The organism is Pontibacter qinzhouensis, assembly GCF_008017455.1.
In the GTDB taxonomy this organism is placed as follows: Bacteria; Bacteroidota; Bacteroidia; order Cytophagales; family Hymenobacteraceae; genus Pontibacter; species Pontibacter qinzhouensis.
Window position 1 is genome coordinate 1 of sequence record NZ_VRTY01000126.1, and the last position, 15,311, is coordinate 15,311.

Here is a 15,311-nt window from a genome sequence, read left to right on the forward strand (position 1 = left end):
GTGATACTGGTGTCCTGTTTCCAGGAGAGATACAATTTCAATTTCCGATAAGTTATGACGCAGTCTATAAAAAACCTTTTGGAGGCTGTTTCTATTAGAATAATTTAGTTATCAGGTTTAATAATGGGTTTAACCTGTTTTGCGCTTTCTCCTGATTGTAGCCAGCGCACAACTAAATCTATTTTTCAAGAATTTGCAAACAGAAGATTGCCATCAATTTGGTTGAGGTGAGTTCGCATCATATAAACCGCAATACAACTTATCGGAAATTGTTACATCTTTTATTCAGACTATAAAATACTGTGTGTCGTGATACGGAATAGGTGTTTCGGATATTTTAATGCAACGCAATTTTGGACCCGATACTTGAAGCTGCACTCTGTAATTCTCTTACTTTTAACTTAAGATCATCTTCCTCCGGTTGCGATAGCATAAAGGCCAGGCAGGATTTTTTTTAAAGCGAATCCTAGTGCCACACTTAATCCTATAATAAACAGAGGGGCCAGCAGGTACACAAGCAATGTCGAAAGATCTCCTGATCCTAAAAAGTAAAGTAAGCCTTTTTTAAAGATGGTGAGCACCGGCTCATGAAAGGCATAAATGAAAAATGAATAGGAAGCCAGCGTCAGGAGCGGGCTTTCCCTATCTGGCACTTCCTGGTAAAAGGCCTTATCGAAACTCATCCAGGTGGCTACCAGGCCAACCAAAATAGCAATTTTATGCAGAAGCTGTACCACCAGCACCGGCTCAAAATCGGTGTGGCTAAGCCAGGTTTTAAGGAGCAGCAGCAGCAGCCAGCCTGGTAAAGCCGAAGTAGCGGCAGCAGACTGGTGCACCTTTAGCAGCACGTAAGGCCGGAGCGTTAAGAAGGCACCCAATGAGAAAAAGAGCAGCGACTCCGTCTGGAAAAAGCTCACGTCAAACTTCCATACCCACAGCAGTACCAGCAGCAGCACACCCGGCAGCTGCAGATACCGCACATATACCCAAATGAGCGGCGACAGCAGCACCAGAAAAATGAGGTCGTGCAAAAACCAGAGCTGGTAAGGAATAGGGTGCTGCAGCAAAGTAGAAAAAAACTGCGGCACGTCGAAGTTGCGGATCAGGCGGTTCTTAAAAAACAGCTCACTGTTGGGCGCCAGCTGCAGCAAAAAATACAGCAAAATTCCGTACAGCGACCATAGCAAAAACGGAATCACCAGCGACTGAAAGCGCTTGCGGTACTTTTTAAGATACTCCGTAGCTGATGGTATAAAATTCAGAAAAAAAAGATAGCCAGAAATGGCAAAGAATATAGGTACTGCCACCCGTGCCACACCTTGCGAAATAAAATCCTGAATGAAACTGTTGTAGCTCTTCTGGTCGGTCAGCGCACCGGTATCGGGGGCTATGTCGAAGGTGTAGGCATGAATGTAAACAACCAGCAGAATCGAAAACAAAGAAAGGATCTTTAGTTTGTAGCTTAGGTAAGGGTTCATAAAGGTTCTTAATCCTGATAATGAGTAGGCTGCATCCGGAGAAATAGGAGACGTATTTAAGTAGGGCAAGTAGCCTTTTTCTGCAGCTACCTCTAATACTGTTAATGGTCGGAAATGTTACTGCGGCAAATATATAAATTGTGTAATAAAAGACAGGTCATCAAACATCGCGCAATAAAACAAAGCGACCTGGCTCTTACTGAACCAGGTCGCTTTAATCATTTTATGTACAATTTAGTTAGTGATGACCAACAGCTGTTGGATCAAGTCCATCACCGTCATCTACTTTCCTTAGGTCCTCGAGCTCGGCCAGTTTCTTTTTACCGTAAGCTACCCGTGTAATGACCACGTAAAGCACCGGCACAGCAAAAATGGCCAGGAAGGTAGCCGCCAGCATACCGCCTATTACGGTCCAGCCGATGGTTTGCCTGGAGACTGCTCCAGCACCCGAAGCCATGGCTAACGGAACCACACCTAAAATAAAGGCTGCGGAAGTCATGATAATAGGGCGGAGGCGCAGTTTAACGGCCTCTATGGTGGCTGCAATCAGTTCCATACCAGAATCTACCCGTTCTTTGGCAAACTCTACAATAAGGATGGCGTTTTTAGCGGCCAAACCAATCAAGGTAATCATACCAATTTGAGCATACACGTTGTTGTCGAGCTTTGGCAGGAACGTAAGCGCCAGAATAGCACCGAACATACCCAACGGAATGGCGAACAAGATCGAGAATGGTACCGACCAGCTTTCATAAAGTGCAGCCAGCAACAGAAGCACCAGCAAGATAGAGAGCGAGAAGATATAAATCGTACTGTCGCCAGCGGCAAGTTCCTCACGGCTGAGACCTGAGAAGTCGTAGCCGTAGCCGGTTGGCAGCACCTCCGCAGCTACTTCCTGCAGCGCCTGCAAAGCCTGCCCTGAACTGTAGCCAGGGGCGGCGCTACCACTGATCTCAGCAGAACGGAACAGGTTGTAATGCGATATTACAGAGGCATTTTCTACCACACGAGAAGTAACCAGTGCACTCAACGGCACCGACTGGCCTAAGCGGTTCATGACGTAATACTGCTTCAGGCTCTCAATATCCATACGGTAGGCAGTATCTGCCTGAGCTACTACCCTAAAGTTTCGTCCGTAGCGGGTAAAATCGTTTATGTAGCGACTTCCCATCAGCGAAGACATGGTGTTATACACATCTGAAATAGATACACCGAGCTGCTTTGCTTTTGCACGGTCAACGTCCACATGATAACCCGGAGTTCGGGTGTTGAAAAAGCTGTACGCCATAGCAATTTCAGGTCGTTGGTTTGCTGCTCCGATAAACTGTTGCATCACCCCTTCAAACTCTTTTAAGCTGCCACCACCGGCACGCTGCTCCAGCATAAAACTGAAACCACCCGACTGGCCTAGACCAGGAATAGCAGGAGGCGCTACTACAATAACGTTTGCCTCTTTTATGGCGGCAAATTTCTGGTTAAGCGATGCCATAACGCCTTGCAGTTGCAGGGCAGGTTCTTTCCGCTCGTTCCAGGGCTTCATCTGCACAAAGAAAGTACCGCTATTCGACTTAAACGAGAAGTTAATGGCGTTCAGGCCTGCAATGGCTGTATAGTTACGGATGGCTGGCTCTTCTGCCAGTATCTGACCCATTTTGTCGAGTACCTCTTTGGTACGGTTCGCTGAAGAACCTTCCGGCAGCTCAATAGACACGAATACCCGGCCTTCGTCCTCTGTCGGTATAAAGCCCGATGGCTTGGCACTGAATAAACCAACTGTTCCAGCATAAATACAGGCAAGCAGAATAAGCACAAGCGGTGCATAGCGGATGCTGCTGCGTACACCTCTGGAGTAGGAGTTCGTTGTTCTGCCAAACCAGTTGTTAAAGTGGAAGAAGAACTTATTCAGCCCTTTTGATTTCTCATTTACATTCATGGGCTTGAGCATCAGCGAGCAAAGTGCCGGCGTAAGTGTAAGTGCCACAAAAGCTGATATCAGAACCGAAATAGCAATGGTAATAGCAAATTGCTGATACAGGCGACCCACAATTCCCGGAATAAAACCAACCGGAATAAATACTGCCGCCAGAATAAGTGCAATAGCAATAACAGGCGCTGTAATCTCCTTCATAGCCTTACGGGTAGCCTCTTTGGCCGACAAACGTTCATGGTCTATGTAATGCTGCACCGCTTCCACCACCACAATGGCATCATCTACCACAATACCAATGGCCAGTACGAACCCGAACAAGGTAAGCGTGTTGATCGTGAAATCGAGCGGAATAAAGAATACAAACGTTCCGATAATTGAAACCGGAATGGCTAGAATACAAACCAGGGTAGCACGCCAGCTCTGCAGGAACAGGAATACCACCAGAATAACCAGTATAAGTGCTTCTATTAGCGTGTTAACCACCTCATTTATAGAAACCTGTACAACCGAAACCGTTTCGAAAGATACGACATAATCTACATCGGCCGGGAACGATTTTTTCAGCTCCTCAAGTGTGGCATAAATACCGTCGGCGGTTTCGAGTGCGTTAGAGCCTGGTGCCTGGTAGAGCAGGAGCATGGCAGAAGGATTGCCATTGATGGTTGAAGAACGACCATAGTCGAACCGGCCAAACTCAATTCGGGCTACATCGCGCAGGTACACCAGCGAGCCATCGGTCGGGTTGGTCCTAACAATAATGTTTCCGAATTCCTCCTGGTTCTGCAAACGCCCCTGCACGGTAATCGGGTACTGGAACGCCTGCGTATCGTATTGCGGCATGGCACCTACTGTACCTGGAGCTACCTGCAGGTTTTGCTCCTGAATAGCGGCGGTAATTTCGTTGGTGCTGATGCTGTACTGCGCTAGTTTATCCGGTTTCAGCCACACCCGCATACTAAAATCCTGGCCCAGCGCATTAATGTCGCCCACACCATTTACACGAAGCAAGGCATCGCGCACGTAGATGTTGGTATAATTATCGAGGTACTGGATATTGTGCGTTTTGTTAGGTGAGAAAATACCGATCACCATCATAATACTTGGGTTCCTCTTCCGCACTGTTACCCCAAGTCTTCGCACTTCTTCCGGCAAGCTTGGCTCTGCTATGCTGGCCCGGTTCTGCACATCCAAGGTGGCAATGTCTATGTCGGTGCCTATTTCAAAGGTCACGCTCATGTTCATCTGGCCGGTGCTGGTGTTGGTGGAGGTAATGTAAGCCATACCCGGAGTACCGTTAATCTGGGTTTCTACCGGAGTAGCCACAGTTTGCTCCACGGTCTGCGCATCGGCACCGGTATAAATAGCCGAAACAGAAACAACAGGAGGGGAGATGTCGGGATATTGCGTTACGGGCAGGTTCATCATGGCCAGCACCCCAACCAGTACGATCACAATAGAGATCACAATGGCGGTGACGGGCCGTCTTATAAATACATCTGAAATCATGTTTTTACCTGAAAGTCAATTTTAAATTATCTTGAAGCTGCCGGTTGTGCCTGTGAGGCCTGCGGCGCACCAACCTGTACTTTTGCTCCCTGGCGGAGCTTCTGGATTCCATCTACTACTATAGTACTTCCGGCCTGCAGGCCTTCCCGCACCACAATATCGGCACCAAATCGGGTTCCTAGTTCCACGTTCTGCTGCACCACAGAGTCGGCCTGCACCAGGTACACGTAATACTCGCCCAGTTGCTCCGTAACCGCTTTGTAAGGAATTACAAGCTGGTTGCCAAGGTCCTGGTTCAGTACCTGCATGTCTACCGTCATGCCGGGCATGAGCAGACGCTCCTCATTAGGGAACTGTACACGCACGGTGGTGGTGCCTGTCTGGCGGCCAATAGCGCGGTCTATGGCAATAATTTTACCTGGTTTGGAGTAGGCTGTAGAGTTGTTGAGACGGAGCGTAAACAGCGAATCGGGCTGGTTGCCACGCTGCAATTGGTTAAAGCGGCCAATTTCGCGCTCGTTAATAACAAAGTCTACAGCAATCGGATCTACAGACGAGATGGTGTTCAGCAATGGCTGACCGGGCGATACCTGCGTACCGATTCGAACTTGCGAAATGCCGATAGTACCGGCAAACGGAGCTGTAATAACGGCATAACCCAGATCTGTAGAGGCACTGCGCACCTGTGCTTCGGCAGCGGCTACCTGTGCCTGTGCTGTAGCAAGATCGGCGCGGGCGTAGTCTACCTGCTGGCGGGCAATGGCTTCCTGCTCGCTCAGGCGTTCGTAGCGTTTTACATCCTGCTGCACGCGTTGCAGGTTGGCTTTGGCGCTCTGCAGGTTGGCCTGTGCCTGCTGCAACGAGGCCTGGTACTTGCTCTGGTCAATTTCGTAGAGGCGCTGGCCTTTGGTTACCTGCTGGCCATCCTGCACATATATGTTGGTGATGTAGCCCGACACCTGCGGTCGCAGTTCCACCTCGTTCAAAGGAACTACAGTGCCCGGATAGGCATCTATACCGGTAACATTTTGTTCTGAAACCTGGGTAGTATTTACAGGAACGGCAGCTGGAGCTGGCTGCTGGGCGTTCTGGTTGCCTCCGCATGAAATAAGTAAGCCGGGGCAAAGGGTGGCTGTCAGGAGCCAGGATATAGGACGCTTCATGCTATTGCTTTGCGATTTGAATTATTGGTTGATGTTAATGTTTCCGATTGCTCTCTGGTAATCGAGCTTGCTGGCAAGTACACGAAAGAGCGCATTATAATAATTGAGCTGAGCCGACTTCAGGTCGGTTTCTGCCACTACCAGGTCTACATAAGCTTTCACGCCCTCATCGTACTGGAGCTTTATAATATTGTAGACTTCTTCTGCCACTGCCGCATTATCGCGCAGGGTAAGCCAATCGGTAAATTCGCTTTTATAGTTGGCAAGGGCCGTCTGGTATTCCGTGTTGATGATTTTGCGGATGTTCTCTTCATCCACCTCCAGGCGCTCTTCCTGTAACCTGGCTATTTTCAGGTTCTGAAGGCGCTGTGTACCTTGAAATATAGGAATTGCGGCTTGCAGGCCAACAGCTGATGTTGGAATTTTCTGATTGTAGAGGTCGCCCAGGTTGTTGCTGAAAAACTGCGGGTTGTAGTTTATAAAGGCTGAAACATTGGGTATAAAATTCCATTTGTAGAAACTGGTATTCAGCTTCAGGAACTGTTTCTGCGTCTGTAACTGCTGAAACTCTATTCTGGTAGCCACATTTAGCTGTTGGGTTGTATCCAGCAGCGCCTCCAGTTCCATTTGCTCGTAATCGGAGGTGATGGTAAGGTCTGCCTCTACAGCGTAACCCATCAGCTGCTTGAGCAGAGCAGTTTTCGCTTTAATAGACTCTTGCGTTCTTTTCCGGTCGCTGCGGGAGTTAGAGAGCGATATGCTGGCACGCTGATAGTCGGTTTTATCGACCAGGCCTACTTCAAAACGGCTGCGGGCATCGTTGTACTGCTTCTCCTGCCGGGCTATATTTTCGTCCAGAATGCGTTGCTGTTCCTGGGTCAGGAGAATGTCGTAGAACGCTTTGCTGACCTGCACCACCGTTTCTATCTTGTTATCGATGGTGTTCTGGTCGAGCTGCAGCCGGGTATAGCGCGCCGCCCGCGAGGCAAGGAGCAGATTGTTGCTAAACAGTGTCTGTTCCGCCTGAAGCAGAATGTTAGAGGTGTAGTTCTGACCAACCCGGTTCACGTTGTCGTTTATCACGAAAACTGGCCGCTGAATATTATGCGTTGCTGCAAACTGGGCAGAAATCTGAGGTAACCAACCCGACAGGTTGGCGGCAATCTCCCGATCCCCAATTGCCTCGTCTATGGCGGCCTGCTTAACATTGGGCTCATTTGTGAGGGCAAACGAGATGCAGTCCTGCAAAGTCAGCGGTTGCGCGCCAGTGTTTCTATTTTGCTGGGCCAGCAGGAGCGTTGGGTAAAGCAGTAACCCCAGCAGTATTGGCCGCATACATGTTAGTAAATTCATGGATTTATTTAGGCTATTTTTGTAAACACCTGTTTTACAGTTTTTTGTAAAAGTTTTAATGAAACAGATTAAATAACTAATTGTTATAACATTAATTTCATGTTATAACATTGGTTCAAAGGTAAGTAATGTTTTCTTTAATACATCACTATTTCGGAATGTTTCGATAAACGAATTGTTTAAGTTCAATTGCTATGATTTATAAAACTAACAAGTCATTAGTACCCCTCCATAATTTCTGAATTATGTAAATGAAAATGCCCTCCAGAAGAAAAATAACAACTGTTTGTTCAAGGGTAATTTTTTTCCGCAACCAAGTAAATTTCAAATCCAAAAAACTTAAACAGTTAATAATCAAAAACTAACTAAATGAGCCTGCCATAGCTCCGGTAAACTGATTTCCAGAAGAGACGACAGTTAATTTTATTGTTACGGTTTCAGAGGTAGCTTCCTGATCGGAGCACTGCTGGTTGCAGATGCCAGTTTGTTGATGGTTTCTGTGTTTATGGTAGAAATCCTAAAGGTAAGAATCATCCTAAAAAATATTTTTCCAGTTCCAGCTCGTACCATTATAGCCTGCAACTTAACTTATCGGAATTTGAAGTTGTACTACCATCTATCATAGGACGGAAGATTATTTTTTATTCTGTTTAATTGGGAAATGTCAACTGTTGATTTCCGGTAAGTTTCGTCGTCAGCTATAACCTATTTAAAAATCAGCATTATACTTTTACAACCTCTGCAGCAGCCGGAGAGTAAGGCCAACAACAGGAGCGGAGGATATAAAAAGTCCCGCTACTGTGGGCAGTGCGGGACTTTTAAAATAGCCTGAAGAAACGGTTAGTTTAGAGCAGCCTCTTTTTTGCGTTGCTTCCTGGTTTTCTTGGCAGGAGCTTCTTGTGGCTTATCGGCATGTGGCAACCCTGATGTGGCATCTGTTACCAGTGTCATCTCTTTTACAAGGTGACCAGCTCCGGCAAACTTATCGATTATAAAAAGGAGGTAGCGGGCATCCATGGAGATGTTGCGCACCTGGTCAGGGTTGTAGGCGATGTCGCTCATGGTTCCTTCCCAGTTCCTGTCGAAGTTAATGCCGATCAGCTGACCATTTGCATTAATTACCGGGCTGCCGGAGTTACCGCCGGTGGTATGGTTAGAGGCAATAAAACAAACCGGCATCTGCCCGTCTACACCGTATGGGCCATAGTCTTTTGCATTGTAAAGCTCTTGTAGGCGCGCCGGAATCGCATAATCTTCTACGCCACCCATGGCTGCTTTCTCCATTACGCCTTCGAGTGTTGTGTAATGCTTGTATTTTACACCGTCTACGGGTTCGTAGGTAGCCACATTACCGTATGCTACGCGCAGCGTCGAGTTGGCATCGGGGTAGAACTTACGGTCTTGCTGCATGGTGCGCAAAGCCGTTAAGTAGGTTCGGTACAGCAGGTTCAGGTTGTCGTTTACTTTGGTATACACGGGTAATACCTGGCTGCGGTAGTGGCTGTAAATGCTGTTGCCAAGCACAAAAGCCGGATCGTTTTTAACTGTCTGTGTTTTACCAGCCCGCAAGTCAGCCATGGCGGTTTTTAGGCCTGCCTCTGAAGTGAACAAAGATTTACCGTACACATCGGTGGCGTATTTGTTGAAGTTGCCCTGGTACTTTTGTTTGGCAATGGTGGTAAAGGCCTCCGGATGATATTTAGGGTCGATGTTCTGGTAGTACATCTCCATCAGGGCAGCAAAAACCTTCTTATCGGTAGGGGCGTTAAAATTTTTATAAAAGCCAGGAGCTGATTTTTCGAGCCGGTCGGCCAGGGCGTTTATTTCGGCTGCCGGAGCTTTGGCATCTACCAGTTCCACCAACCTAATGTAGTCTACGGCATGTTTTATGAGCTCCACGCCCATGGCTGCCTCTGTTACATAATCGCGTGCTATGGTAATGCCGTCTAGTTGCTGATAGCTCTGCGCAAACTGGCCGAGCAGGTTCCCGTATTGCTGTGTGCGAGTAGCATCGGCTTGTACCCATGCACTAAACTGTTGTTCCAGCGCCTTTTTATTTTCGATGGTATTGGCTTTGCGCAGGCCACGGCTCTCACCAATCCATTTTTTCCAGTAATTGGCGATGCTGGCATATTTAGCCGCGTATTGTATGCGCACGGCATCAGAAGCCTTCATGTCTTCGTCCAGAATCTTCAGCTTTGTTTCTCTAATGCTGATTTTGGCCGGGTTCGACACTTCATAAATTTCCTGTATGGCGTGCGAGGTAAGGTATTCGTTTGTTCGGCCCGGAAACCCGAATACTAATGTAAAGTCACCTTCCTGCACGCCACTCAGCGAAATAGGCAGGTGGTGCTTTGGCTGGTAGGGCCTGTTGTTGGGTGAGTAGTCGGCAGGTTTGTTATCGGCGCTGGCGTACACCCTGAAGAGGGAGAAGTCGCCGGTGTGCCGTGGCCACATCCAGTTATCGGTGTCGCCACCAAACTTACCGATGGCAGAAGGAGGCGTGCCAACCAACCGGATGTCGCGGAAGGTCTCGGTGATGTACATGTAATATTCGTTGCCGTAGAAAAAGGGCTTAATTACTGCATCGTAATGGGTGCCGGCTGTTGCTTCTTTGCGAACGCGCGCCATGTTCTTCATAATTACGGCTTCACGCTCGGCTTCGGTGGCAGCGGCCGGAATACCGGTCAGGATCTGGTTGGTTACATCTTCCATGCGCACTATAAAGGTGGCGGTAAGGCCGGGGTTCGGGAGTTCCTGCTGTTTGTTCATGGCCCAGAAACCCTCGGTCAGGTAGTCGTTCTCGACAGAACTATGCGATTGCACCTGTCCGTATCCGCAGTGGTGGTTTGTGAGCAGCAGGCCTTCTGCCGATATCATTTCTCCTGTACAGAAACCACCGAAAGAAACCACGGCATCTTTCAGGCTGGACCTGTTAATGCTGTAAATATCTTCTGCCGTTAGTTTAAAGCCTTTTTGCTGCATTTCTGCCTCGTTGAGCTGTTTCAGGAGTAAGGGGAGCCACATGCCTTCTGCCGGCGGACCGGCTATGCTCCACCCTATACTAAGGCAGAAGGCTGCCATCATAAGGAAAATTCTTTTATGTATCATTCTCTTATCTGAAAGGTAGGTAAAGCCCAAAGGTACTTAAAAACCCGTAAAATCAGAAGTCAGAGCCTCTCGCCACCCTTGACACTTTTTAGCCAGAAAAGCTTCTGAAGGGCAAAATCATTAGCATAATTGAAGTGAAGGCATAAAAAAAGGGCTGCTCCGGTTGGAGCAGCCCTTTCCATTATAGCAAGGCTCGATTAGAGAGTGCCTATGTTAGGCTCAAAACTGGCCCCGGCTTCCCAGTCTCTGAACTTGGTAATTTCTTTCTGAAACGAATCGATGAACCAGGCCATCAGGCTAATGTCGTCGAGCAGGCCTATCACCGGAATAAAATCCGGAATAATATCAAGTGGAGTTACCCAGTACAGCAGCACAGCCACACCTACCAAGAGCGATTTAGAGGAGATGTTGCGGTACGTACCGTTGGCATAAAACCGTACCATCCTGATAAATGTCAGCATCACTTCTTTAATCTGCTCAAATCCGTTTTTGGGACTTTCAGCATCTATGAGTTTGGCATAGGCTGCCGACACCAGCATGATAAGCTTAGCGGGTTTACCGGCTATACCACCTGCTCTGCCTAAAAACTTCTTGAACATAGGATGTGAGGTTAGCTTCAACCCCTGGTTTACTAGCTCATTTATATTCATGGGTTTAATTTTAAGTTAAATTAAAAGCTTTTACGGTAATGGAAGCAAATAGTGCACTTATTTAGTTCCTTCAGCTAATTTTAGGCCTTGTGGATTTAATGATGATGATATTTAAACTTTCAATACTATAATTCAACTACACTTATAGTTTCTGTAAATCCTGAAAAAGAAAAACCCTCAGGGCAGAGCGTATAGCAGAATCCGGATCTGCAAATATATAACATAGCTTTTACAGGAGCTTTATCTAGCTATTCAGTATCTCTGCTTAACTACTAAAATTTAAATATAAAACCTACTGAAGTAGCTTATAAACCGGGAATAAATGCTGTTGCCTGCAGCAGTGGCTGACTTGAAAAAAACTATCTAATCCTGAATATTTTTCCTATTAAGATCTTGCCTGAAAGTGAGAATTTAAAGCATTTTTGTATCCTGAAAAGCGGGCGAAAAAAAAAGTGTTATTACCTTTCGGCTGTTAGCTAAAAGCTCGCTAAAATTGATGTACTTGTTCCCTCAAATCGGCTTTTTATTATTCTTTCTTTAGAAGATATGTTATGAAGTTAACGGTAAAAATTCTCTTATCGCTTCTGATCGTGGCTGCAGGTTTTGGTGCCATGTCTTATCTTTTACCTTCGGCCTGTGTGGTTGAGCAGAGCATTGTGCTGGCTACACCACCCGACCGTATTTTTCCATATTTAAACAACCCGACGAAATGGGAAAGCTGGAGCGCCTGGAGCAAGGCCAACGACCCGACACTGTTTCATATGTATGGCGGGCCCTGGGCTGGTGTAGGAGCCAGGCACAGCTGGAACGGCGAATCTATTGGCAAAGGCCAGCGTGTGTTTAAAGTAGAAGAAGTGCCGGCTATGCTGCAGTATGAGCAAGTGCTGGCCGGCGAATCCGACACCACCATCGGGTTTTTTAAGCTGGAGCAGTTGCAGGACAGTACGCGCCTGATCTGGCAGGTAACCACCCCTATAGGCGACAGCCCCCTTGCCCGCTACAAAGGTGCCTGGAAGAAATATAAATCAGAAGAAGAAATAAAGAAGGGCCTGACAGGGTTGAAAAACTTATTGGAAGGCTCTAACAAAAAGCCTAAGTCAGCTTAAAGCGGAGTGGCAGGAAGCTTTAAGCTGTAATTTAGCCCATAAAAAAAGCCTGAAAATGCAAAGTTGCTTTTTCAGGCTTTTTACATGGGTTTAACCCTTGACCATTTTTTGCCTCAAATGCTTCGGAAGGGCTTTTTTATTAGCATAATTCCCGTTGATACCTGGTTCTGCTACAGAAGCTCATTCGCCAGGTTAGCCAGCTCCGAGCGTTCGCCTTTCAGCAGTGTGATGTGTGCGTAGAGCGGATGGTTTTTAGCCCTGTCGATGAGATAAGACAAGCCGTTGCTTTGTGAATCGAGGTACGGGGTGTCGATCTGGTAAATATCGCCCGTGAAAATGATCTTGGTGTTTTCGCCGGCTCTTGTTATAATGGTTTTTACCTCGTGCGGCGTCAGGTTCTGCGCCTCATCCACAATAAAAATAATGTTCGACAAGCTTCTGCCCCTGATGTAAGCCAGTGGTGTTATCATAAGTTTTTCCAGCTCAATCATATCGCGCAGCTTCTGAAACTCTTTGCTGGTTTCGCTGAACTGGTTCTGAATGTATTTCAGGTTGTCCCAGAGCGGCTCCATGTAAGGGTTCAGCTTCGATTTAATGTCGCCGGGCAGGTAACCGATGTCTTTGTTGCTCAGAGGTACGACCGGCCTGGCCAAGTAAATCTGCTTGTAATCCCGGCGCTGCTCCAGCGCACCGGCCAGCGCCAGCAGGGTTTTGCCTGTGCCGGCCACACCTTGTATGCTGATGAGCTTTATGCGCTGATCCATAATGGCGTGCAAGGCAAAGGTTTGCTCGGCATTTCGGGGCTTCACTCCGTAGGCCAGGTGCTTATCTACACGCTCCAGCTGCTTCTCAGCCTGGTTATAGTAAGCCAGTACCGAGTTTTTAAAGCTTTTTAGCACAAAGTAATGGTTATCGGCTGGCGGGGTATTGGTTACTTTGTCTATAGCGCAGGTACCATTTTCATAGAGCTCGTTAATTACGTTGGCCGGCACTTCATCCAGGGTATCGTTGCCGGTGTAGAGCTCGTTCACATCATGAATTTTACCAGTTTCGTAGTCTTCCGAAACCAGGTTCAGTGCCCTTGCCTTTAGCCGCAGGTTTATATCTTTTGTTACGAGCACCACTTTATAGTCGGGCTGGTCGAGCTGTAGCTGCAGGGCAGAGTTCAGGATGTGGTGGTCGTTTTTGTCGCCGAAAATGGTGGTGGCATCCTGGGTACCGGCATTGTTCATGAGCACCTTGAACTTGCCTTTGTTTTTACCATTTAGCGGCAACCACTCCTGCAGCATGTGCTCTGTAGAGAGTTTATCGATAAACCGGATAAACTCCCTGGCTTCGAAGTTTTTGATGTCGTTGCCTTTCTTGAAATTGTCGAGCTCTTCCAGCACCGTAATCGGAATCGCTACATCATGCTCTTTAAAATTCTGAACGGCGCTGTGGTCGTAGAGGATAACGGAGGTATCTAGAACAAAAACCTTTTTCGCTTTGGAATTCGTGCCTTTGCCAGAAGTTTTGCGGGCCACTTTCTCAGGCTTTGCAGCTTTCGTGGTTACTTCGTCTGCCTGAGGTACGGCAGTAGATTTGGTGTTTTTGGGCATACATAATTAAACTAAGGGTGGAACCGTTTACTCGTTAATTAAGGTAAGCATGCTTTATGAGAGATGAATATCTAACTTCTTTTACGAACGTAAAGCATGTAAGGGCATCATCAGTAGAGCCAGACGCTGCAGAATTTTAGGTGGCAGTAGCAACAACCATTTGCTAGAAAAGTTTACTGCCTGAAAATGAAATATTTACTCTTCTACACGTCCTCAAACTATTTTCTGAGGGAGCTTAATTATTTCTATATTTAGCATTAATTACTGAGGGAAGCAATTTAATTCAGGTAAATTTTAAGAGAATGAAACACTGTGTTATACTCTTGTTAATGCTTTTGCCGCTGGCAGCCATAGGTGCAGAACCAGGCGGAAAAGGCGACAGGCCGGGTTTCCTGTTCTTCAGGAGCAATAAGTTCGATAAACAAGGCCAGTTCCATGGGCGCTGGAAAGTTTACCATGAGGAGGAAGGATACCTGATTCGGAAAGGGCGCTTCAGGCATGGACGCGAGGTAGGCAAATGGACCTATTACTACCCCGATGGGACCACTTATATGCAGGAGAAATGGAAGAAACGCAGCAACGAAGTGCTGGTGAAACGCTACCATGAGAACGGGCTGCTCCACCGCGAGGGCAAAGGCCGGCTAGATACTGCCGGAGAACATTTACGTTTCTATTGGTTCGGAGACTGGAAAGTGTATAACGAAAACGGCCAGTATACCCACACCGAAACCTTTTAAGCAATAACCTGAAATTTTCACTAAACAGTAGGCATAAAAAAACATGCAGACACCTCTCCAGAGAGCTTCACAGGCTATTTTGCTGCTCCTGCTTGCCTGCTCCACCACCCTGGCACAGCAGGCCACACCTTTGTATTCAGGCAACATTCCAAACCATATTGCCTCCGAAACAGCCAGGCAACCCATGCTCACGGCCTATTTGCCGGCAAAGGAAAAGGCAAATGGCGTGGCCGTTATAATATGCCCCGGAGGAGGCTACGGTAGTTTAGTTGTAAAACGCGAAGGCACCGATGTAGCGCAGGCATTAAATGAAATGGGTATTGCCGCTTTTGTTTTGGAATACCGGCTTCCCTCAGATGCCACTATGCCAGAGAAGAAGATCGGACCTTTACAGGATGCGCAGCAAGCCATTAAACGGGTACGGCAGCAGGCGGCTCAATTAAATATAGATCCAGGAAAAATAGGTATTATGGGTTTTTCGGCAGGAGGGCACCTGGCTTCAACTGCAGGAACGCATTACCAGAAAAGCCTGATCGATAATAAAGAGAACTTGAGCCTGCGACCCGACTTTATGGTGCTGGTGTACCCGGTCATCAGCTTCGATGACGCCATAGCACATGCAGGCACCAAGAAGAACTTATTAGGTGCTTCTCCCACACCAGATGATGTAAAGCTTTAC

Annotated in this window: 10 protein-coding genes; 3 read left to right on the plus strand and 7 right to left on the minus strand. The window is 47.3% G+C overall.

Features of this window, described 5'->3' with window-relative positions:
* Positions 1 to 407: 407 nt before the first annotated feature.
* The 6 genes from FVR03_RS21610 to FVR03_RS21635 all read right to left on the minus strand — a co-directional run bounded on the left by FVR03_RS21610 (position 408) and on the right by FVR03_RS21635 (position 11,191).
* A complete protein-coding gene (locus FVR03_RS21610) occupies positions 408 to 1,478 on the minus strand; it encodes an acyltransferase family protein (RefSeq protein WP_147923860.1) in 1,071 nt (356 codons plus the stop codon).
* Positions 1,479 to 1,716: 238 nt separating this feature from the next.
* Positions 1,717 to 4,914 (minus strand): efflux RND transporter permease subunit, encoded by a 3,198-nt coding sequence (locus FVR03_RS21615; RefSeq protein ID WP_147923861.1) that lies wholly within the window; start codon positions 4,912 to 4,914, stop codon positions 1,717 to 1,719.
* A 26-nt stretch (positions 4,915 to 4,940) separates the two neighbouring features.
* Entirely contained in the window at positions 4,941 to 6,077 is a 1,137-nt protein-coding gene (locus tag FVR03_RS21620) for an efflux RND transporter periplasmic adaptor subunit (RefSeq protein WP_147923862.1), read from the minus strand.
* Between the two features lie 21 nt (positions 6,078 to 6,098).
* Positions 6,099 to 7,412 (minus strand): TolC family protein, encoded by a 1,314-nt coding sequence (locus tag FVR03_RS21625; protein WP_255474352.1) that lies wholly within the window; start codon positions 7,410 to 7,412, stop codon positions 6,099 to 6,101.
* 858 nt (positions 7,413 to 8,270) lie between these two features.
* Positions 8,271 to 10,541 (minus strand): S46 family peptidase, encoded by a 2,271-nt coding sequence (locus tag FVR03_RS21630; protein ID WP_147923864.1) that lies wholly within the window; start codon positions 10,539 to 10,541, stop codon positions 8,271 to 8,273.
* Between the two features lie 197 nt (positions 10,542 to 10,738).
* Positions 10,739 to 11,191, minus strand: a complete 453-nt coding sequence (locus FVR03_RS21635) for a YkvA family protein (RefSeq protein WP_147923865.1) — start codon at positions 11,189 to 11,191, stop codon at positions 10,739 to 10,741.
* A 551-nt stretch (positions 11,192 to 11,742) separates the two neighbouring features.
* Between FVR03_RS21635 and FVR03_RS21640 the strand changes: the two genes are divergently transcribed.
* Complete coding sequence (locus tag FVR03_RS21640; RefSeq protein ID WP_147923866.1) at positions 11,743 to 12,297, plus strand: SRPBCC family protein; 555 nt, start codon at positions 11,743 to 11,745, stop codon at positions 12,295 to 12,297.
* 170 nt (positions 12,298 to 12,467) lie between these two features.
* On the opposite strand, the gene FVR03_RS21645 is transcribed toward FVR03_RS21640, so the two are convergent.
* Entirely contained in the window at positions 12,468 to 13,895 is a 1,428-nt protein-coding gene (locus FVR03_RS21645) for a PhoH family protein (RefSeq protein ID WP_147923867.1), read from the minus strand.
* Positions 13,896 to 14,197: 302 nt separating this feature from the next.
* Here FVR03_RS21645 and FVR03_RS21650 point away from each other — a divergent pair, with 302 nt between their 5' ends.
* Both FVR03_RS21650 and FVR03_RS21655 read left to right on the plus strand, forming a co-directional pair.
* Positions 14,198 to 14,632, plus strand: a complete 435-nt coding sequence (locus FVR03_RS21650) for a toxin-antitoxin system YwqK family antitoxin (RefSeq protein WP_147923868.1) — start codon at positions 14,198 to 14,200, stop codon at positions 14,630 to 14,632.
* 43 nt (positions 14,633 to 14,675) lie between these two features.
* The coding region (locus FVR03_RS21655; protein ID WP_147923869.1) for an alpha/beta hydrolase at positions 14,676 to 15,311 on the plus strand (636 nt) is incomplete at its 3' end.